Below are 21,649 nucleotides of genomic sequence, written 5' to 3'. Positions count from 1 at the left end.
GCTTGCGTTGAGAAGAACTACGATTATACTGATTGCGCTGTTCGCGCTCGCAGGTGCATTCTATGGAGGTTTCTTTGTCGGCTCGCATCAGAACAAGGCAGGGGAAGGGGCTGTCCAAGAAGCAATTGCTTCAAGATGGGTCAAGGCGGAAAAACCTCCATTACCGAAGATTATTATCGTTGGGGAAGCGATCCCTGTGAAGTTGAGTGCGTACTCGTGGTGCGGTCCATCCGTAGGCGATTCAGCGACCTGCACAAGTGTAGATGCGTCCATTCCGGAAATCGAACCTGTTGTCGTGAAAGGCGGTTCTCTGATTGAGCAAGTCCCGCCACCGAGAATTAAAGAGTTTTCCTTGACCAACACAAGCAAAGCTGCCGGTGGCAGTGACGATCCTTATTACGTCCCCGCCGAGAAAGGTGTTTACTTGTACCACATCCACTGCGAGTGGTTTTTGGACCAGGGGCAGGCAGAGTTTTATTTTGCGGTTGAGGTAAAATAGATCGGAATAGAGAGGCGACCTATGATGGGTCGCCTTGTTGTTGACTCCAATTCCCTTCAACTGGGGGTGTCCGCTATCCTCGCTCGATTGTCGAGACCATCTCAACAGTTTCTCAGCAGACTTACACGCTAACGAACCACTGAGGGCTTATTTTGGGGAAAAGAGTGCTTTTGAAAATCTAACGGATTCTACAGGTCTTATTATTGAATTTATAGCCTTATATTGTTTGAATTCACCGAATAAGACCTGTACGGTTCGTTAGAAAAATTCAGGTGCTGATTTTCCTTAAATAAGACCTCTACGGTTCGTTAGAATTTTCGAATCGTAAAATGACAACAAGTGGACGGTTCAGGAACAAGCTGCTTGGTTTGCAGGAGCGGCGAACGAGGCATCTGCAGCGCGCAGAAGCGGCACAGTCGTGCCACAAAAAAAAGCTTCCTCAAAAGCCGCCTGCTGCGGCACTTCTGAGGAAGCTTTGTTTATCCTACCATCCAATCGCGGCGCAGAGTGAACATGTCCTTCAGCGCTTCGGTTGACAGTTCGGTGATCCAGCCTTCGGAGCTAGTGATGACGTTGTCGCTCAGCTGCTGCTTGCTCTCCAGCATTTCGTCAATCCGTTCCTCCAGCGTGCCGAGCGAGATGAACTTATGCACCTGCACATCGCGCGTCTGGCCCATCCGGTAAGCCCGGTCGGTGGCTTGGTTCTCGACAGCCGGGTTCCACCACCTGTCGAAGTGGAAGACATGGTTCGCCGCCGTCAAATTCAGTCCAACACCGCCGGCCTTAATGGACAACACAAACACGTTCGGCTGTTCGGCTGCCGGGAGCGACTGTGACTGGAACTGCTCGATCATCCGGTCGCGGCCCGTCTTGGACGTTCCGCCGTGCAGATAGAGCACCGGCTCCTGCAATTCCTGCCCCAGCACGCGCTGCAGCATTTGCCCCATCCCAATGTACTGCGTGAAAATCAAACAGCGCTCGCCTTCCTCGCGCAATTCTCTCACCATCGCGAGCAGCCGCTCCAGCTTAGCAGACCGGCCAATCAATGGCTCTGTTGCAAGCAACCCTTCCTCATCCGGCTCCGGAATCGGTTCCTTCGTGAGCAGCATCGGATGATCACAAAGCTGCTTGAGCTGAGTGAGTGCAGCGAGAATGGCCCCTTTGCGCTCAATGCCTTCCAGCGACTGCATCTTCTCCATCAGCTGATTAACCGTCTGATCGTAGAGCGCGCCTTGTTCAGCAGTGAGGTTAATGTAGGTTTTCATCTCATTCTTATCCGGCAGATCGAGCTGAATCGCGGGATCCTTCTTCTTCCGTCGAAGCATGAACGGCTTCACGAGCTTCTGCAAATCCTGCGTACGTTCTTCATCGCGCGCCTTCTCGATGGCTTGGCTGAACTGCTCATTGAAGGCGCGAGAGCTGCCAAGATACCCCGGATTAATAAAATCATAGATCGACCATAGCTCGGACAGTCGATTCTCAATCGGCGTACCGGTCAGCGCGATACGGTGCCTAGCCGGGAAGCTACGAACGGCAACAGATTGTTTGGTCCCGGCATTCTTAATGTTCTGCGCCTCATCCAGACAGACAGAAGACCAGGTAAAGCTGCTGATGGTATCCTGATCCAGCGCAGCGGTAGCAAACGATGTGAGCACAAGATCCGCTTCCTTTACCTCTGCGAGGAAAGCTTCGCCGCTCTGGCGCCTGCTTCCATAATGAAGCATGATGCGAAGCGAAGGAGCGAAACGCTTGAGTTCCTTCTGCCAATTGCCGAGCACGGAGGTGGGACAAATCAGCAGAGACGGTACCGTTTCAACGCCGCCGTTAAGATCAGCCATCTCCTTCACGTGGAGGAGATAGGTGATAAACTGAACGGTTTTGCCAAGCCCCATGTCGTCGGCGAGACAAGCACCAAGCCCGAAGCGGCGCAGGAAGGCGAGCCACGCAAAGCCGTCCCGCTGATAGCTGCGCAGTTCCGCCTGCAAGCCTACGGGAATAGGGACCGAAGGCCATTCCGTCTGCTGCGTCAGCTGTGCCATGAGCTTCGTCAGATGCTCGTTAAGCTCCACTTCAAGCTGAACGCGGCCCGAATCTGCCTCGCCGCCGCCAGCGCCGCCGCTATCTGCTGCACCGTCACCCGTACCTTCCGCACCGTTCCCGAGCAAATGCAGCTGCATAATATCTTGAAAAGACAAGCCGCTGCTGCGATCCACGCTTGCCATCGCTTTGCGAATTTGAGCGAGCAGCACCGGATCCAGCGGCACCCAGCGGCCCCGGAAACGAACGAGACGTTCGCCGCGGGCAACAAGCTCCGCGAATTCAGCCTCGGTCAGATCGGTATCCCCGATCGCGATGCGCCAGTCGAAATCCACGAGCGAATCAAGACCGAACAGTGAACCGCCTGCGCTTGTGCGATCGCCGCCTGCGCCCGGGCGAACCTTCGCCCGCAGCCGCGGCTTCTTGCGGCTGGCTGCTTCCCACCACGCGGGAAGCAGCACTTGCCACCCCGCTGCGAGCAGCCGCTGGCTGCCCTCGGTCAAGAACTGCCAGGCATCCGCATCGGTCAGCGGGCAGTTCAAGACGTCGTCGTCGCCGCCGTCAAGCCGTTCTGCAGGCAAGCTTGCCTGCAGATGCGTCAGCCAAGCGGCTGAACGCTCGCGCACATGCGGCGTCCACGAAGCCGGCCACGAGCCTAGCGCCGAGCCATCCCTCGTCAGCCGCAGCGGAACGAGCAGCGAGGGCTCGCGCTTATCTTGCAGTACGAGCGCAAGCTGCCACTCATCCTGGCCTTCATCCGACGGCTCAAGCAGCTGAAGCAAGGGCCGGAACGGCGACGTATCGGCCTTCCAGCCGGCAGCGACTAGCCAGGCTTGTGCATCCATGCCGGCAACGGCCGATGCGCGATCCTTCGCGAAGAGCAGCGGGTAGTCGCGGCGCAAATCCGCCGATGTCTCTTCTGCCCCGTAATAGCGCGAGAAGACGGCCGCTGAGAACGCGGCTCGCAAACCGGCGAAGAAAGCATCATCCCCGCCTTCTTCACCTTCATCTTCACCGGCTTCGGCCTGTAATCCATACTGCCGAAGCAACCGCAGCTCCTCGGCTTCCAACTGCGCCTCGTCCCAGACCCACTGCAGCTTGCCGCTCCGGAAAGCCGCGAAGCTCGGCACATATTTCCGCTCCGCCAGGCACGCGGCGAGAACAGGGGCCAGCACTGTCAGCGTCTCGGCATCATGTTCCCAATTCCACTCCATATGCTCAAGCAGCCGGCGCTCGCCGAAGAAAGGGATGACATGCTCCGAAGGGAGTACAACAAGCTCCATGTCCTGGACCTTCTCGATCTCCAGCTCCGTTCCGTAGAAGGACGGCTCATGCCATGCGAACAGCCGATGCTTCACGTACACGCCGGTTACGAGGAGGCCCGGTATCGTACCGTGAATGAGTGCGTCGCCATGCGAAGTCAGGCTGACTTGAATCGAAATCGTCTCCGTGTACGTGCTCATGACAGCAATCCTCCTTTCCGAAGCTCTTCTTGCAAAGCGCGAAGGCGGCTATGGCGTGCAACAAAGCCGCTGATGAAGACTTCCCAGCGCTCATCCTGTTTGGTTTTCTTGTACAGCTTGTTAAGACGTTTCAACAGCTTCACGGCAGCTTTATAGCTGTCTCTATTCTTCAGCAGCACGTAGCGCTCAACGGCTTGATGGTAGAAAGGAAGCAGCAGCTCCGGCGCTTCTTTCTCGATTGGCTTGAACACGCCAACCTTGAACTCAAGAGGCTCACGGCCTGAGCTGATTTGATAATCCATCCACTGCTGCCATCTGCCGTAGGACAGCAGCGCTTCTTCGTAGAGACTTCGGGAATAGGGGAGCATGGCGCCGAGTGTCGCCCACATCCGCGGCTCCGCATCATGAACATGCGTGAGCGCAGTCTCCCAATAGCCGCCATAGGCATTGAAGTCATCGCTTCGATAACGGCTTAGCATTGGACCTACCTGCTCCAGCCAGTTCACGAGTCTCGGCCATGCCTCGGCCTGCACGAGCGCTTCTAATAAAGGGTCTACTTGGCTCGGCTGCAGAGAGGCTCGTTTACCTTCTGCTTGCAGCAGCGCCCAAGCATCCTCGTCTTGGTGAAGTTCGAAGAACAGCAAGCATTGCGCCAGCATCCAAGGCACACGGGACAGATGCTGCCCATGTACGTCCTCGGCCTGCTGCAGCTCGCGTAATTCCTCTTGCACCAGCCCCTCATCATCCAAGTTTGGCCGGACCCACTTCATCCAGAACAGCTGATACAGCTTGGCAAAACAGTTCAAGCTGCGATCTTCCCTCAGCATATGCGCTCGCAAATAAGCCAGCGTTTCCTTCACGCGCGGCCAATAGTCAGACTCCGAACCAATAGGCAGCGGCTCGGTCAAACAGCGAAGCGCGGCTTCGAGCAGTTCATCCATCGCAAGCTGGGTATGATACCCCATGAAATGGCCGGAATGGCGCCAGTCCTCTTGGGCGGGCTTCACCAGCTTCTCCAGCACGAACAAGTAAGCATGCAGATTAAAGAGCTGCTCCGGCACCAGTGTGAGAGGCGGCTTCATGCTGTGGATGCCCGCGAGCATTTCCTTCGCTTCCTGCAAGAAGCGAGGACTGTGATTGAGTGGGCCTAATGATTTGCTAAACCTCGCATGCCACTCGGCAATGCTCAGTGCTGCGAGCTCATCGGCACTAAATGCTGCGGGACGAACAAGTTGAGCCTTTCCGGTCCCAATAGCGCCTTTAGCCGCGGTATTTGCATTGGCTCCTGCCGCGGAGCGAGCATTTACAATAGCATGCACGGAACGCCCTTGCGAGGCGGCGTAATAGAGCAAGACTGCGATAATATGCTTGCAGCCTTTCGTTTTGACAGGACAAGTGCACATACTTTCTAGAAAATCATCCAGATACAAACTTACGTCGTACATCTCTGAGCCATCTACGGCAGCTTCCACTGTTGTAGGTTCAAGCATCATAACCGTATGGACCCGGTCTTGCTTATAGTATTGAAAGCCTCTTTTAATTGTAAGGTCGTCGAAGTGCTTGCCCACCTGCAAGACAAGTTCAGTCCACTCGGCGTCACTGATGGAAAAAGGGAGTGATATCGTCATAATTGGCGTCTCCTGCAAATGAATTCTTAAACTGCATTCTATTATATCAGGTTTCGATTCACACAAAGGCGAACAGAGACAATATTCCTGTACATTTCATTAGCAGCCCATTGGGTACGTGTGTCTATGACCTTCCCTATGCTTGCAGGTTAGGTTTTTTTGATTTGGGGGAAGCTAGGTCAACAAGGTTTACAGGAGGCGCTGCAAGACATGGACAACCTATTTAAGCTGCAAGAACGTGGTACTACGGTGTCAACGGAAGTGATGGCAGGGATTACGACGTTTCTAACCATGGTTTATATCGTCATCGTAAACCCGGGTATTCTGAGCGAAGCGGGCATGGATTTCCACGGCGTATTCATCGCAACGGTGCTGGCCAGTATAGTCGCCACGCTAATTATGGGGTTATTCGCAAACTATCCGATCGTGATTGCGCCCGGGATGGGGTTAAACGCCTATTTTGCCTTCAGTGTCGTAGGTGGAAGCGGGATATCTTGGCAGGTGGCGCTTGGAGCTGTGTTTGTTGCGGGAATTCTGTTCGTGCTGCTGTCTCTCACTTCGTTCCGCTACGCCCTGCTCGATGCGATTCCTACCAGTCTGAAGCATGCCATCACAGCAGGGATCGGGTTGTTCATTACCTTCATAGGCTTGCAAAATGCGAAGATTATCGTCGACTCCCCGGCAACGCTGCTGACACTGGGCGATCTCTCTGCTCCGATGACGCTGCTTACTATAGTGGGTCTTGTTATTTCACTTATTCTAATGGCTTACGGTGCGCGAGGTTTCCTATTTATAGGCATGATTATTACAGCGATCATTGCGTTGATAAGCGGACAAATGCACTTCCCCGATGCGATTGTTGCGATGCCAAGCGGACTGTCTGCAACGGCCTTCCAATTGGATATAGGCAGCGTGTTTACGAAAGGGCTCTATTCGGTGATTTTCACCTTCCTGCTGATCACGTTATTTGATACAACGGGTACGATGCTGGGGGTGGCCGAGCAGGCCAATCTGCTGCAAGACAATAAATTCCCGCGTTCGCAAGGAGCGCTGCTGGCTGATGCTGCAGGTACAACGATCGGTGCGCTGCTAGGAACAAGTCCGACTTCCGCTTATATCGAATCCAGTGCAGGCGTTGCGATCGGCGGCAGAACAGGGCTTACCGCTGTAGTCGTGAGTATCCTGCTTGCGGTAACCTTATTCTTCTCACCTGTTGTGTCCGTACTGGCCGGCATTCCGGCGATTACAGCGCCTGCCCTTATTATCGTCGGTTTCTTGATGCTGAATGTGCTGCGCAAAATCGAATGGCATGACATCGAAGAAGCATTTCCTGCCTTCCTCATCGTCGTCCTTATGCCGCTAACATATAGCATAGCGACAGGCATCGGTGTCGGCTTTATCGTCTATCCAGTTCTGAAGCTCGTACGCGGCAAAAGCAAAGACGTCCACCCGATCTTCTATTTGTTCGCTGTGTTATTCTTCATCCAGCTCACATTCTTCAATCATTAAAAAGTTTGAAAAGTATGAGTGAAACTTTCTTGAATGCAACTTGTACGCTAGATAAAATCTAACATTTTCTTGCTATACTGGAAGAGTAGTATGCAAATGTAACCGCCACAGGGGATAGGAGTCAGTCAGCATGAATAGAGTCGTTGGATTGGGAGAATGGGTTTGTTCAGGCAACCAAGTAGAGACTATCACAACCTTCTCCCTGTCCACCTGTGTGGCGGTTACAGCATACTGCCCGGTTAAGAAAGTAGCGGGCTTAATTCATATTGTGCTTCCGCAGCCGCTTTCCGTGAAGGACGAGCTCAAACGGCCGGGCCATTTTGCCACTACAGGCGTTCCACTCCTTATTCGCAAGATGGTGGAGCAGTTTGGCTGCCGCAAGCACAACCTGATTATCCAGCTGTTCGGAGGCGCACAGCCGAAGAAGCGTGATTACTTTCGAATCGGAAGCCGCAACTTGGAGCAAGTCCAGCTCATGCTGCAGCATATGAATTTAGAACCCATCAAGGCTGAAGTCGGCGGCCAAGTAAGTCGTACGCTTATTATGAGCGTGAAGACTGGCGAGATTAAGCTCTCCACGTTACCTCTAAGTTCGTAAGAAGAGTAGACATGCAGTGGTATTACATTTAGAGGGAAATTCACCATTGTTGTCGAATGATGACTGATAAACCTATCAAGCAGGTGTGCAGACATGACGACTTGGATCAGTACAACAACAATTATAGTTGCAATTTCAGCGGCTCTCTTATGGGGCCGCTTCTATTACGTTCGGATGAACGGAGCGGTGGCGCAGTTCAAGGCGCTTCAGTTGGAGTATGCGACCTTGCTGCGGGAGCAGCAGGGGGTTACGTTTAAGATTAAGAAGGTAGATGGACGCTACCACTACACGATGGCAGACGGCCAACTGTTCTATCGGCTTGGACTGACGCAAGCGGATATCGGCAAAACCATGGAAGATATCGTACCGGAAAGTATGCATGCTTATATTAGAAGCGTTTACGACCGAGCATGGGCAGGGGAACAGTTTCAATATGAGTCCGAGCTAAAGGGGTATACCTATCTGAACAGTGTCATGCCGATTAGGAAAGACGGCGAAACGGTGGAAGTCATCATAGTTGGCAGCGATATCACCGGGCGGAAGAAAGCGGAGCAGGACATGCAAGAGAGTGAAGACCGCTATCGCCGTTTAGTAGATCTGTCGCCGGATGCGATTATGGTTATCGCGAACAGCAAGCTTGTGCTCGCCAATCAGAAGGCGGTTCAATTTCTCGGTGACGGCAGTCTCGAACGGTTGATGGAGCGTCCGCTTCGGGCGATGGTGCATCCCGAATATGTGGCAAGAGCAAGCAAGCATGTCCAGCAAGTGCTTGAGAACAGGGATGTCCTGCGGCCCTTCGAGAGTGTCTATTTACGCGTGGACGGGAAGCCGATCGATGTGGAAGTGACGGCATCTTGGATGCAATATAATGGCGAGCCTGCCGTTATGATCATTTTCCGAGACATCACGCAGCGTAAGCTTGAGAAACAACTATTGCAGGAAACGAATAAGATGCTTGCTGAGCTGGCCCACGTCGACGGACTGACGGGCATTGCTAACCGCCGACATTTCGATGACCTGTTCGACAAAGAGTGGGAGCTGGCCGTTCATGGGGCGCTTCCGCTGTCGGTTATCCTTTGCGACATCGACTATTTTAAAGCGTATAATGATAGCTATGGACATCAAGAAGGGGATACCTGCTTGCGGCAGGTTGCCGGCGTACTAAGCAGTTTACCGCTGCCGAACGGCGGTTTCGTTGCGCGATACGGCGGTGAGGAATTCATCGTGCTGCTACCGGAAACGAACCTTGAAGATGCAGCGGTGTTTGGCAGCATGCTGGGCAATCAAATCAAGAAGCTGGGTATCCCGCATCGTGCTTCGCGCGTAAGCAGCTCGGTTACAATTAGTGTAGGTGTAGCGGCCTTAACGCCGACGGTCTTGATCGACAAAGAGATGCTCGTTCGCCATGCGGACAAGGCGCTCTACGAGGCCAAGCAGCAGGGACGGAATCAGATGAAGGTCTATGGCAGTGAATCTTTCATTAAAGAAGGTGTGTAGGTAGGTGGCCAAGCAGAAGTTTTATGTCGTTTGGGTAGGAAGAAAGCCAGGCGTATACAGCAATTGGAGTGAGTGTCAGGCTCAAACGAGCGGATTTGACGATGCGAAATTTAAGTCCTATGAAACAAAAGCAGCAGCCGACGAAGCCTATCAAGGCGGATGGAAGAAGCATTGGGGACAAGGCAGCAGCAGCGCTTCAAGCAGCTCCGGGCAGCACTTTAAACGCAAGAGCTCCGCAGTGGAAGCAGGCAACGAAGAGATCGATTATAACAGCATCTCCGTAGATGTTGGCACAAACGGTAATCCCGGACCTGTGGAATATAAAGGCGTGGATACGCAAACAGGTGAAGTGATCTTCGCTGTAGGCCCGGTATCCAAAGGCACGAATAACCTCGGAGAGTTTCTCGCCATTGTACATGGACTAGCTTATTTGAAGAAGCTCGGCAGCAATAAGACGGTGTACAGCGATTCAATGAATGCACTCAAATGGGTGAGGCAGAAGGAAGTATCCTCTACGCTTGTCAGAGATGCGTCCACGGCGGAAATCTGGGGCATGGTAGACCGCGCCGTCAAGTGGCTGCAAACCAACTCGTATTCGAATAAAGTGCTCAAGTGGCAGACGAAGCAGTGGGGCGAGATTAAAGCGGATTACGGGCGCAAATAAGCGTCCGTTTTACGTAGAATACAGGCAGAAGATTGGAGTACGCATATGGCTTTTCAAGAGATTACCGAGCAAGAATGGCTGGGACAGCCCAAAGCGGAGAAGGAGCGGGAAGCGATCTACTTCTTCACGCCGCTATGCGGGACATGCAAGCTGGGGCTGCGCATGCTCGAAATCGCAGAAGCAGCCGGCAGCACGACGCCGATTCGGACGATGAATATCAATTTCTCGCCGACCTTGCGAGACGGGTGGCGAATTACCAGCGTGCCTTGCCTCGTAATTGTTGAAGGCGGGGAACCTGTCCGTTTCGAATATGCAATGAGGTCTGTCGATGACCTGTATCGACTGCTTAAGTAACGTTCCTTTCCTCACAGATTGGAACGTTTTTTTATTTTTATTGAGAATAAATAGAAATCTAACAGTTACTAAATAACTTTACTAACGACTGTGTGGTACATTAGTATCAGATTAGTCCGAAAGCACGATTTTTGGTGAAATTTGTCGAAGATTCCGCTTTACTACATATAGATGCTGATTGAGGAGGCGGAGTTTGTGAAGGCGAATTTCAAGCCCTTTTTATTTATATTATTATGCTCTACCTTGCTGGTCGCCGGAATCAGCTTCTTCTCTTACTCACAGTCCAAGTCCATTCTGAAAGAGAAGATGACGCTCTCGGCGCAGCAGATGGTTATGCAGTCTGTTGATAAACTGAACCTCACGTTACGGGGTTATGAGGACCTGACGTACAACTTTATTACAGACAGTATGATCTTAAGCAATTTGGCCGATTACAGCAGCAACAGCAGCGGACAGCTGGAACGTTATACCGCTTCGAATGCGATCAAAACAACCATTGCGGTCCGTTTCTTCAGCAAAGGGGAAATTACGGCCGTCCACCTCCTGCCTCGGGATTCCGATTTGAAGGTTATCACGACCACCCCTCCTGATGTACCTAGTATTGACTACACCCATACCGCTTGGTATAAACAAGCCTTGGCCGGAGGCAGGATCGTATGGCATGAAACGAAGAGCGAGGGTTACATGTCCGGCTTGTCATCGTTTGCGATCAGCCGCAATTTGACACTGAGCTCCGGCCGACAATATCTGCTCCTGGTCGAGATCAGTACCCGTGTATTGAACGATACGCTCTCCGAGAGACGGCTTGGCGGCAGCGGCGAGATGGTGCTGTTAGATGGGAACAATCGTCTGCTAAGCGCGGCACGCGGTGCCGGCGAAGGAGAGGTTTACGGAATTCCTGCGCTGAACCGGACGGATATCGACAAGGATGCCTCCTTATCGACGATTGATACCGCTACGATCAAGGTAAACGGCACGCAGCAGTTGATTGTGGCGGGCAAGCTGTCTACCGCGGGTTGGAAGGTGGAAGCGGTGATTCCGGTCTCGGAGCTTGTGAAGGATACGCGTAAAATTCGCAATACTACGCTTGCAAGTGTGCTTACCATTGCGATTGTGACGTATTTGCTCAATTATTTGTACCAGCGCAGACGAAGTGAGGCCAGAATCCGCTATATGGCATATCATGACCATTTGACCGATTTAGCCAACCGAAAGCTGTTTAACGAACTCTTAGAGAAGGAGATCGTCACAGCCAAGCAGCATGGGCAGCGTTTTGCTGTCCTGTTTATTGACTTAGATCGACTCAAGATCATTAACGATACCTTCGGACATGGTGCAGGCGACAAGCTGCTCATTGATATTTCGGATAAGCTGAAGCGGCACCTTAATAAAGCCTTCACCATTGCACGGTTTGGCGGGGATGAGTTTCTTGTATTAATGCCTCAAATCAGTGAGTATGACGAGGTTGAAACGGTTATTTATGAAATTGCAGCCCTTATCCAGCAGCCTATTTATTATCAGGATAAAGAATTGTTCGTTTCCGCCAGCATCGGAGTCAGTATTTATCCGCAGCACGGCGAGGATGGACAGTCGCTCATTAAGAATGCCGATATGGCGATGTACAGCGTCAAAGAAAGCGGCCGAAGCAGTCACAGGTTATACGATGCAGCGATGGATAAGAAATCATACGGCAACCTGTCGCTGGAGCGGGATTTGCGCAAGGCGCTGGAGCGGGAGCAGCTGCTGCTGATGTATCAGCCGCAATACGAGCTCGCAACCGGAAGAATCGCCGGTGTCGAGGCGCTGGTCAGGTGGAGGCATCACGAGCATGGGCTCATTTCGCCGGCTGATTTTATCCCGATTGCCGAGGATTCCCGTCTCATCATTCCGATCGGGGAATGGATTCTATATACGGCCTGCAAGCAGAATAAGGCATGGCAAGACGCCGGATTACCCGCGGTACAAGTTTCCGTCAACTTATCCATTCATCAATTTCAGTGCAACGGCATTATTGAAACGGTATCGAACATTTTGCAACAGACAGGGCTTTTACCGCAATATCTGGAGCTTGAAATTACGGAATCGATCGCGATGCAGGATGTCGAGAAGGTCATTCTTACGCTGCAAGGCCTTTCTAAGCTTGGTGTCAAAATTTCCATCGATGATTTTGGGACAGGATACTCTTCGCTCAGCTACTTGAAGAACTTCCCCATTCATCGGCTGAAGATAGACAAGTCCTTCTTGGATGATATGATTGAGAACCCGAAGGAGCGTGCGATTGTCGGAGCGATCATCGTCATGTCGCACAGTTTGAATTTATGTGTAACGGCCGAAGGCGTCGAGACGATGGAGCAAGTGAAGCTGCTCAGCGAATTGAACTGCGATGACGTTCAGGGATACATATTCAGTCGCCCTCTCTTACCGGAGGAATGTGCGAATCGTTTAGTCGAAAATGTCAGTTTTGCAGGCAGGAGGCTATAGCTATGGGAGTTTATCCTACTAGAAAGCTGCGCCCGTTTGTTTACGCATTGATGATGGTGACCATGGTCACAGGCTGCAGCGCCAAGAACAATTCGGGTTCGGAGAATGGTAGCCTACTGAGCGAGCCGGTGCAGGCGAATGCGCCATCGGAGAAGGTTACCCTTAAGATGATGGAGAGTTTGACGAACCCCCAGCGAACAGTCATCTTGAAAGATCAAATTGCGGAGTTCGAGGCGCAGAACCCGATGATTCATGTGGAGCTGATCTCGCCTCCATTCGACCAAGCGGACGAGACGATTCAAACGATGCTGGCTGCTAAACAAGATCTGGACGTGATCGAGGTACGGGATGTTAATATTGCGGATTATGTAAGTAAACAGTACATTGATCCCCTGGATGCTTACGCTGCGAATTGGAAGGATTTCTCGACGGTGGCTGAAATTCCGCTGAATGTTGGCAGTGTGCAGGGGAAGCTTTATTTTCTGGCTAACGGCTTGTATGAACGACAGCTCTATTATCGTAAGGATTGGTTCGACAGTCAGAAGCTAAAGCCGCCGGCAACGTGGCAGGAGCTGTATGAGACGGCCGTGAAGCTGACCGATCGCAGCAAGAACCGCTACGGATTCTCCTTCCGCGGTGCGAAGGGAGCCAATTCGATCTTTGATACGATGGTCCGGACGTACAATGGCGATGGGATGAATGTGGAAGACGGCGCCTTCCGCAAAGACGGCACGAGTGCTTATTCGTCGCCTGAAGCGGAGGAGGCTCTTTCGTTGTATACGTTACTCTATAAGAATGCCTCTCCTGAGGAATCGTTGTATTATGGATTTGAAGAGCAGGTCAATGCGTTCACCTCCGGACAGACGGCTATGCTGCTTCAAGATTCGGATGTCATACAGACGCTTCAGGCCAAGATGCCGCATGGCACATGGGCAACAGCCCCGATGCCCGCAGGACCGGACGGCAAAGCGCTAATTACAGTCGGTGCAGCAGGCTGGGGAATTCCCGTACAATCGCTGCATAAGGAAGAGGCATGGAAGCTCATTGCGTATCTGTCTAGCCCGAAGCAGAACATCTCTATGGGCAAACGATACGGATTGGTGCCGATTCACACGACTGCGGCTGCAGATCCTTTTTTTATGACCGGTCCCTATCAACCATTGATCGAAATGAACAATAACACGGATAAATACATGTACTATCGACTCCCGATTCAATACCCCAGCTATTCCGAATGGGAGAGACGCTCGACTAAAGCAGAACAGCAGATGCTCCTCGGGGAATTAACGGTGAAGGAAACGTTGACGGCTTGGGATACCTTCTGGAAGGAACAGAAGGAGCTCATGCAGCGTTAGTAAGAAGCAAGTCCGCCAGCTGGGTGGGCTTGCTTTTTTTTACAAAAAAACGTTGACAGTTTGTCCCAAGCGGGAGTAGCATAGGTGCCATGTTACAAAAGTAAACCGTTTTCATTCTAACGTAGGGAGTGTACAGCGACTTGTATAACTTTAATGGTTTGGATTTGGGAATTGGAAACTTAGCACGACTGTCGAATGCCAAGACAAGATCGATCAGCCCGGAGAACTTTACGGGTGAGCCAGGCAAAGGAGCCATGGCTGCAGAGGGAACAGGTGCAAACTGCGCACGTGATTTGGGAGTCGGCTGGAAAGTATCGCCATCCGTCGAAATCGCGGCGGGCGAAACATTAACGATGGGCGAAATTGCCGGACCCGGTGCGATTCAACATATTTGGTTGACCTGCCATCCCGGTTCGTGGAGAAATATGATCTTCCGCATTTATTGGGATAATGAGGAGACGCCTTCCGTAGAAGTACCTGTCGGCGACTACTTCTGTAATGGCTGGCAAGAGCGCTGCAACGTGAATTCGTTCCCGGTTGCGGTTAATCCGGCCGGAGGCATGAACAGCTACTGGCAAATGCCTTTCCGCGGCTCGGCGCGCCTCACGATGGAGAATACGTCGAAGTCGGACAAGGCTGTCCTGTATTATCAAATCGATTACACCCTTACGGAAGTGCCGGAGGATATGGCGTATTTCCACGCGCAGTGGAGAAGAAGCAATCCGGTCGCTTACAAGGATGTTCATACGTTAATTGACGGCGTTAAAGGTAAAGGCCATTACGTAGGTACTTACCTCGCTTGGCAAGTAAACAACACCGGCTGGTGGGGCGAGGGCGAAATCAAGTTCTTCATGGACGGGGACACGGAATACCCGACAATCTGTGGAACGGGTACGGAGGATTATTTCGGCGGCGCTTGGAACTGGGAGCATCCGCAGGGACAATACGGAGTTTACTCCACGCCGTTCCTCGGCATGCACCAAGTCATTAAGCCGGATGGCCTGTACCGCAGTCAACAGCGTTTCGGCATGTATCGCTGGCATGTGCAGGATCCGATTCGTTTCGATTCCGAGCTGCGCGTGACGATACAAGATCTGGGCTGGCGGTCCGGCGGTCGCTACCTGCCGCAGCAAAGCGATATCGCTTCGACTACGTTCTGGTATCAAGCGGAGCCGCATGCGCCATTCCCGGTTTTGCCGGGTAACGATGAGCGGGAAGTTATCTAATTGATGGATGCCTCAGGCAGAAGCCGGCTCAAGATGAGTCGGCTTCTTTTCTGTGCTATGATAATGACAACCTAAACATTGGAAAAGCAGGTGGTAGTCCTATGCCTTCGCGTAAGTTCGCCGGGTTATGGAAATGGGTCGCACTAACAGCCGTGTATGCGGTCTTGATGGCTGTATATGTCTGGTTTACGTCTCCGAATAACGTACCGGCAGCGTATGTCGGGACCGCCGCCGATCCGGCGACCTTCTTCAGCGCGGAGCAGTTGAAGGATAGTGCGGTGTTGAATGCGCTGCGTAATTGGATATTCTTCATTAGCGGGCCTTGGGAATGGTTGATTTATCTGTTTCTGCTCTTCGGCGGTCTCGCTCGTTATTGGCGGGATGCCTTGGAGCGCCGGGGGCTGCCGCTTGTTGTGCGGTTTCCGATCTTCGTGCTGCTGGTTGACGCGGCTTCGTTTCTGCTCTATTTGCCGCTTCGTGTGTTTGGCTATAGCTTGTCGAAGTCGTATGGCATTACGACGCAGCCTGTGCCGGGGTGGATTCGGGATAAGCTGGTTGCCTTTGGCGTGGGGTATGTGACGCTGCTCGCCGTCTCTGCAGTTGCGTTCTGGATTCTCTCGCGCAAGGGCAGATGGTGGCTGAAGCTGTGGCTGATTTCGGTCCCGTTCACGGTATTCATGATGTATGTGCAGCCGGTCGTCATCGATCCGCTGTACAATCATTTTACGGAGCTGTCTAATCCGCAGCTGGAGCAACGTATTCTGGAGCTTGCTGCGAAAGCGGATATCCCTGCTGATCGTGTGTATGAGGCGGATATGTCCACCAAGACCAATGCGATTAACGCTTATGTGACAGGGATTGGTTCTTCTCTGCGAATCGTGCTGTGGGACACGACGCTGAAACAGTTGACCGAGCAGGAGATTCTGCTCATTATGGCGCATGAGATGGGGCACTATGTGATGCACCACTTAGAGTGGAGCGCACTAGGCGCTGTCGGTTCGTCCCTTGTGGTTATTGTTGTTGGCGGCTGGATCTACACTTGGAGCATTCGCCGCTACGGGGATCGCTTCGGCATTCGCAGTCGCTCCGATATAACGGCACTGCCGCTCTTGCTGCTGATTATCGCGGTGCTGTCCTTCGCGTCGCTGCCGGTTAGCAATCTCGTATCGCGAGGCGCGGAATCCGCGGCTGATGCCTATGCAATGGATTTGCTCGGCAGTGCGGACGGCTCGATCTCGATGCAGCAGAAAACTGCGGTCATTACGCTGAGCGATATTAATCCTCCGCTGCTCGTGCGCTGGTTCCGGGATACGCATCCGAGCGATCTGGAGCGGATTGCGGCGGCTATGAAGTTCGAACGTGAGCATAAAGGGGAAGGAACGCATGAGTAATCCTCCTGCCAAAGGCGAAGTCTCGCTCTATCTGCTGAGCGGTCTGGCGACTGCTCCGCAATTCATGGAGAGCTTTCGAGCTTCGCTGCATGCTATACTGACTCGAGAAGGCTACGAGGTAGGTGCTTCGCAGCTGCTCTTCCCTTATGGGGATTGGAGTCGGAACGTCATCCCTCAGCTCTGGGAAATCGGGCGTGATATGCGGCTTAGCTCGCGGCATGCTGATCGCTCCATTGGCGGGAAGCGCGTGGTCGCCGAGATTCAGGCCGGACGACTTCGCCGCGGGCAGCAGGGAGGCCGGACGATTCTGATCGGCCACAGCGGCGGAGGCGTAGCAGCCGTGCAGGCGGCGAAGCTCCTGCATGAGCAAGAGGGCGGGGCACCGAGCCCGGTAGTGATGATTGGCTCGCCGCGATGCCGCATTGCGCAGGAGCTGCGGCAGTCGGTACTGTTTGTTCATGCTACCGCGGAGTCGGCTGGTGACAGAGCGGTGGATAGGATTAGCCGGTTGGGCACATTCGGCGGCTGGGCTCGTGGGCAGCGCGGCTTCCTGCCTGTATGGCAGCCGGATAAGCATGGGCCGGCCGGAGCATGCGGCGTACCGATTATTGGCAAACATGCGGATTATTTTCGAGAGCATGCGCCGTATACGAATCGGATGGGCTTGTCGAACCAGTGGCTGACGCTGCAGGCGGTTTGGGGCTGGCTTAGCGGGATCATCTAGAACAAAGTCTTGCTGTTCTCGGGTAATTTTGCTATTTTGCTTAATAGATAAACTAAATATGGTGACACAACGACTGGGAGGAACTGGGGACAATGCTTATTGGAGCGGTGGAAGCCGGCGGTACGAAGTTTGTTTGCGGGATCGGTAATGAGAAAGGCGAAATTCTGGATCGGGTAAGCTTCCCGACCGAGCAGCCGGAGAAGACGCTGGCGAACGTGATCGCGTATTTCCGTGAGAAAGAAGTAGAAGCCATCGGAATCGGCTCGTTCGGTCCGATTAATATTGATCCGGATAGCCCGTTATACGGCTATGTTACGACAACGCCGAAGCCGGGCTGGGGCAACTATCCATTCCTGCCGGAGCTGCGCAAAGTGTTTGACGTTCCTTTTGGCTGGGATACCGATGTAAACGCGGCAGCGCTGGGTGAAGCTACTTGGGGCGCGGCTGCCGGACTGGACAGCTGTCTCTATTACACGATCGGTACCGGTGTCGGTGTCGGCGTATATGCAGAAGGCAAGCTCGTTCATGGATTGGTTCACCCAGAAGGCGGACACGTGTTGACGCGTCGTCATCCTGAGGATACGTATGAAGGCTTCTGCCCGTATCATGGCGATTGCTTGGAGGGTATGGCTGCAGGTCCGGCGCTTGAGGGCAGATGGAAAGTGAAGGGCAGCGAGCTAGGCGTGGATCACCCGGCTTGGGCGATGGAGGCTTTCTATATTGGACAGGCCGTATCGAGTGCGGTTCTGCTCATGTCGCCGAAGCGTGTTATTCTAGGCGGCGGCGTTATGCATCAGGAGCACCTCTTCCCGCTCATCCGTGAAGAGGTTCGTAAGAACCTGAACGGTTACGTCAGTGCGGAAGCGTTGCTTGGCGGCATCGACGAGTACATCGTGCCACCGGGTCTTGGCGACAACGCCGGCTTGAGCGGCGCGCTGGCACTCGGCCTGCGTGCGCTTGCCGCGAAGTAAGGAATAAAAGCTGCTCCACTAGTTGCGATTAGGCGACTATTGGAGCAGCTTTTTGTTTTGTTGCGAGCGGGCTAGGCGGCTGGGCGTGAAAATGATGCCGGAAATGCAACATTTCACCTCATCGGTGGGTAAATGGAGCCCAATGTTGCACAAATGGCAACATTTCCATGAAGAATGGCCCGCATACGGCTTAATGAGATGAAAATGTTGTATTTAGCGCAACATTTCCTCCGTTAGGCGGGTATTGCTCGATAAATGTTGCATAAATGGAAACATTTCCTCAATCAAGCGCGAGGTGTGATGGTCCTGATGATGTGAGATAGTGCGTGAAGTTGCAAGATGGTGCGCGATGGCCGTGAAGATGAGTAATGGTGTGTGAAGATGCGTAATAGTGAGTGCTAGTGTGTGATGGTGTATGGTTATACGAAATGATGCGCAACGCTGTCAATATCCTGTCGCATCCGACAGCGTTGCGAACAATTGCCACCAGCAGATAATACATACTTGCACCTGGAGAAGCTGCGCTAGGGAACCCGACTATCGCTACTCGCTCAGCGAGCGCACATAACGCAGTGCCGTGCTCGAGAGCTCTTCCCACTGATCCGCGTGGTCGGGCGGGACCTGGATCCAGCCCTTCATCGCTTTGCCGGGGGACGGCTCGAATGTCCCCGCGCCGTCAAGAGCTGCGGCACCGTTGTCCGCAGGCAGCTTGAAGACCATGTTGCCACGGTGGAACATGGCAAAAGCTTTCTTGTTAATTTTCAGACATTTGGCGCCGAACATGCTGCCCTTCACGACTTCATCGCTGAGGACCAGTTGATCGCCGATTTCGTTGTATATGTGCTCATACTGCGACATATTCGTTCCTCCTACTCCTCCCGAACAAGCAGCTTCCCGCTGAAGTTACGCACCTCAACCGTAAGTTCTGTCGGTGCCGATAACCGGTAACGAAGCTCGCCATTCTCAATGCGCCATTCCAGTTCGACAAGCCCCTCCGGCGTCGGCAGCTTCCCGCTGCACCATTGCAGCGACGTATTCGTGAAGGCGATCAGCAGCTTATTCTGCAACAGATCGAGCGACTCGATGCCAAGCGCATCGCGGTACAGACTGCGTACGACATGGGAGGCAAAGCCGTGGTTGCAGCTGGCGGTCGTTCGGTTATGCTCCCAGAGCGTGCCGGTTTGTTCAGCCATACGGCCGAAGAAGGCTTTGATCTCCTCGAGCAGCTGTGCGGAGGCACCTAGTTGCGATAACAGCTCCATGCGCAAATAGTAGCCGATAAACGCGTTTGCAGGATGGATGTCGCTAATGTCGGCGATAGTTGGTTCGTCCGCGCCGCGGCTCGGACTGAAATCGTGAACGAGGCTCGCGTACCAATCGTGCTGCGTCTCGGCATCCGCAATCCCGAAGAAGGCAGCGTAGTATTGGCACACTTCAGTGCGGTTGTCGGTCATTTCGATTTCGCCATCGGCATTCTCAATCGCCTGATCAACGAAGAACTCCCCATCGAACGAAAATTCCCTAATGACCTGCTTCAGTGCGACCCCTTGCGCCAAGTAATCGTCGTTCTGATAAAGCCGGCCAGCTGCTTCCAGCGCTCCGGCGTAGAGCATGTTGGAAGGGAAATTAATGCCGCTAACAAAACTATTCGCCTTCGACCATTCGATAAACACCCAGCTCTCCAAGTTCTCCAGCAGCCCAAACTCATTATGGAAGCCTTCGAAATAGCGCAGCAGCGCATCCACTCGAGGCTGCAGGGAACGGATCAGCGCCTCATCCCCGCCGCGCGAACGGAATTCCTCCAGCTGAATAATGAACCACAGCGACCAATTGGGAATGAATTCACCGCTGTAATGATCTGCGGGATAACACATGGGCAGCATGCCCTCAGGCAGATGAGCGAAGTGCTCAGGCAGCGCGAAATTCTCAAGGAAATTGTGTTCAATGACGGAACGTCCGGTCAAATCGGCCTCAACGCGTGCCGTGAAGAAGCTGTCGCACAGCCAGCCGGCACGTTCACGAGAAGGGCAGTCCATGAAGATATCCACTGCATTCTGACGGAACGATTCCCTCGCTGCATCGAAGATTGACCCCAGCGCTTCATCAGAGCTGCGGAAATCCGCGCGATCCGCATCCGGATTCGCATATTCCCGCAAGCTGCAGCCGGAGAGAAGGCAGTCACCTTCGAGAACGATGATTTTCATATATTTCAGCGTATACGGCTCAATCGATTCGAAGGCATAAGTACCTGGCTCACAGGCGAGATGGATGACGTTCGAGCATTCCAGCCGCAGATGATCGACATCGCCATTCAAGAGAATCTCATCGAATGTAATCGCAATACGCGAAGCCCGCTCACAAGTGAACTGAATCCCAATAAACCCGGATAGATTGCGGTCAAAAGCCAATATAACAGTATCCTGCGTGCCCAACTGAAGGGGTTGTCCTTCATATGAAACGGCTGCAGCATCGTTGTGCAGGCTTGTCTCCAGCTCTCCCAACTCATCCGTAGGCAGGAGCGCCAGCTCGCTGATCTCGAAGCCTTTGAACAAGGGGCCAATTCCGGTTAACGCCCGGTCCCGCCAAGGGGAATTTACGTCAGCCCCGCCAGCGGAGCGTTTCGCAACCGTGCCGGAGGCAACGATGGCAGCCAGAGCTTTGACCGCAAAGTCCGAATAACTTACCCGCCGCGGGAGAAGCTGTTTCTCTTCCATAAGGGCACCTGAAGCTGCCGGGGAAGCGGGAATCGAATCCGCGTTTGTGCGCCACTCATGCACATGCGCATCCAGCTGGTAGGCCTCGATAAAAGCACGCTGGAAGCTGTAACGCTGCACCTTCTGCACGCGTTCCGGAAGCACGAACACGTCGAAACCTCGAGCCGAGTCGCCTGTTGCAGCTACTACAATGCCATCAACCTCAACCTCTGCTTGGACAAAAGAAGGCTGGTCGAGCGTGTAAAAGCTGTTCACATTGTAGCCTGCGACTTCAATGGCGACGATGTTCGAGCCTTCCTGCACCACACTCGGCGAAAGCTCCCATTCATCGACCCGGTAATGGGCATGCGGTCCTGCCGCCGGTCCATGACCGCAGAAATGTCCATTCACATAAACGCGATAGCGGGAGGAAGCCGTGATTCTTACAATCCGGCGTTCAGTCCCAATCCCTTGAAACTGAGCTCTGAAGCCGCCGGTGCAATTCATTTCCTGCTCTAGCCTTTCCGGCCAGATGGGGCGTGCATAGTTGAACATAGAG

16 protein-coding genes are annotated in these 21,649 nt (G+C 53.2%); 12 read left to right on the top strand and 4 right to left on the bottom strand.

From position 1 onward, the window contains the following. Positions 1–7: 7 nt before the first annotated feature. Positions 8–499 carry a hypothetical protein gene (locus BLW29_RS19445; RefSeq protein ID WP_090982649.1) on the top strand — a complete coding sequence of 164 codons (492 nt, stop codon included), beginning with the start codon at positions 8–10 and terminating at the stop codon, positions 497–499. Positions 500–978: 479 nt separating this feature from the next. Here the strand turns inward: BLW29_RS19445 and BLW29_RS19440 are convergent, their stop codons facing one another. Continuing rightward, positions 979–3,999 carry a DEAD/DEAH box helicase gene (locus BLW29_RS19440; RefSeq protein WP_090982647.1) on the bottom strand — a complete coding sequence of 1,007 codons (3,021 nt, stop codon included), beginning with the start codon at positions 3,997–3,999 and terminating at the stop codon, positions 979–981. Beyond that, positions 3,996–5,627, bottom strand: coding sequence for an SWIM zinc finger family protein (locus tag BLW29_RS19435; protein WP_090982645.1), 1,632 nt, complete (start codon positions 5,625–5,627; stop codon positions 3,996–3,998). The genes BLW29_RS19440 and BLW29_RS19435 overlap by 4 nt, the downstream gene beginning before the upstream one ends. Positions 5,628–5,837: 210 nt before the next feature. On the opposite strand from BLW29_RS19435, the gene BLW29_RS19430 reads away from it, so the two are divergent. From BLW29_RS19430 to BLW29_RS19380, 11 genes are all read left to right on the top strand, one after another. Continuing rightward, positions 5,838–7,136 (top strand): NCS2 family permease, encoded by a 1,299-nt coding sequence (locus BLW29_RS19430; protein ID WP_090982643.1) that lies wholly within the window; start codon positions 5,838–5,840, stop codon positions 7,134–7,136. A 130-nt stretch (positions 7,137–7,266) separates the two neighbouring features. Next, positions 7,267–7,734: a chemotaxis protein CheD gene (locus BLW29_RS19425; RefSeq protein WP_090982641.1), complete on the top strand. Its 468-nt coding sequence runs from the start codon at positions 7,267–7,269 to the stop codon at positions 7,732–7,734. A gap of 93 nt (positions 7,735–7,827) precedes the next feature. Next, positions 7,828–9,231 carry a GGDEF domain-containing protein gene (locus BLW29_RS19420; protein ID WP_090982639.1) on the top strand — a complete coding sequence of 468 codons (1,404 nt, stop codon included), beginning with the start codon at positions 7,828–7,830 and terminating at the stop codon, positions 9,229–9,231. Positions 9,232–9,235: 4 nt separating this feature from the next. Then, positions 9,236–9,895 carry a ribonuclease H gene (rnhA, locus tag BLW29_RS19415; RefSeq protein WP_090982637.1) on the top strand — a complete coding sequence of 220 codons (660 nt, stop codon included), beginning with the start codon at positions 9,236–9,238 and terminating at the stop codon, positions 9,893–9,895. A 45-nt stretch (positions 9,896–9,940) separates the two neighbouring features. After that, complete coding sequence (locus BLW29_RS19410; protein ID WP_090982635.1) at positions 9,941–10,249, top strand: thioredoxin family protein; 309 nt, start codon at positions 9,941–9,943, stop codon at positions 10,247–10,249. A gap of 195 nt (positions 10,250–10,444) precedes the next feature. Further along, positions 10,445–12,730, top strand: a complete 2,286-nt coding sequence (locus BLW29_RS19405) for a putative bifunctional diguanylate cyclase/phosphodiesterase (protein WP_177186711.1) — start codon at positions 10,445–10,447, stop codon at positions 12,728–12,730. A gap of 2 nt (positions 12,731–12,732) precedes the next feature. After that, positions 12,733–14,085 carry an ABC transporter substrate-binding protein gene (locus BLW29_RS19400; RefSeq protein WP_177186710.1) on the top strand — a complete coding sequence of 451 codons (1,353 nt, stop codon included), beginning with the start codon at positions 12,733–12,735 and terminating at the stop codon, positions 14,083–14,085. Between the two features lie 140 nt (positions 14,086–14,225). Continuing rightward, positions 14,226–15,311, top strand: a complete 1,086-nt coding sequence (locus BLW29_RS19395) for a glycoside hydrolase family 172 protein (protein WP_090982630.1) — start codon at positions 14,226–14,228, stop codon at positions 15,309–15,311. A 101-nt stretch (positions 15,312–15,412) separates the two neighbouring features. Then, the gene (locus BLW29_RS19390; RefSeq protein WP_090982628.1) at positions 15,413–16,702 is read left to right on the top strand and encodes a M48 family metallopeptidase; all 1,290 of its coding nucleotides are present in this window, start codon (positions 15,413–15,415) and stop codon (positions 16,700–16,702) included. Further along, positions 16,695–17,426 carry an alpha/beta hydrolase family protein gene (locus tag BLW29_RS19385; protein WP_090982627.1) on the top strand — a complete coding sequence of 244 codons (732 nt, stop codon included), beginning with the start codon at positions 16,695–16,697 and terminating at the stop codon, positions 17,424–17,426. Before BLW29_RS19390 ends, BLW29_RS19385 begins: the two co-directional genes overlap by 8 nt. Positions 17,427–17,518: 92 nt before the next feature. Continuing rightward, on the top strand, positions 17,519–18,397 hold the full coding sequence (locus BLW29_RS19380) for an ROK family protein (RefSeq protein ID WP_090982625.1): 879 nt from the start codon (positions 17,519–17,521) through the stop codon (positions 18,395–18,397). A gap of 543 nt (positions 18,398–18,940) precedes the next feature. Here BLW29_RS19380 and BLW29_RS19375 read toward each other — a convergent pair. Both BLW29_RS19375 and BLW29_RS19370 read right to left on the bottom strand, forming a co-directional pair. Then, positions 18,941–19,255, bottom strand: a complete 315-nt coding sequence (locus tag BLW29_RS19375) for a TfoX/Sxy family protein (protein ID WP_090982623.1) — start codon at positions 19,253–19,255, stop codon at positions 18,941–18,943. Between the two features lie 11 nt (positions 19,256–19,266). Then, complete coding sequence (locus tag BLW29_RS19370; RefSeq protein WP_090982621.1) at positions 19,267–21,645, bottom strand: alpha-L-rhamnosidase-related protein; 2,379 nt, start codon at positions 21,643–21,645, stop codon at positions 19,267–19,269. Positions 21,646–21,649: the final 4 nt, after the last annotated feature.

Source organism: Paenibacillus sp. CF384, from assembly GCF_900106745.1.
In the GTDB taxonomy this organism is placed as follows: domain Bacteria; phylum Bacillota; class Bacilli; order Paenibacillales; family Paenibacillaceae; genus Paenibacillus_Z.
The sequence above is the reverse complement of the archived record's forward strand: the minus strand, read 5'-3'. Positions and strand labels throughout refer to the sequence as shown.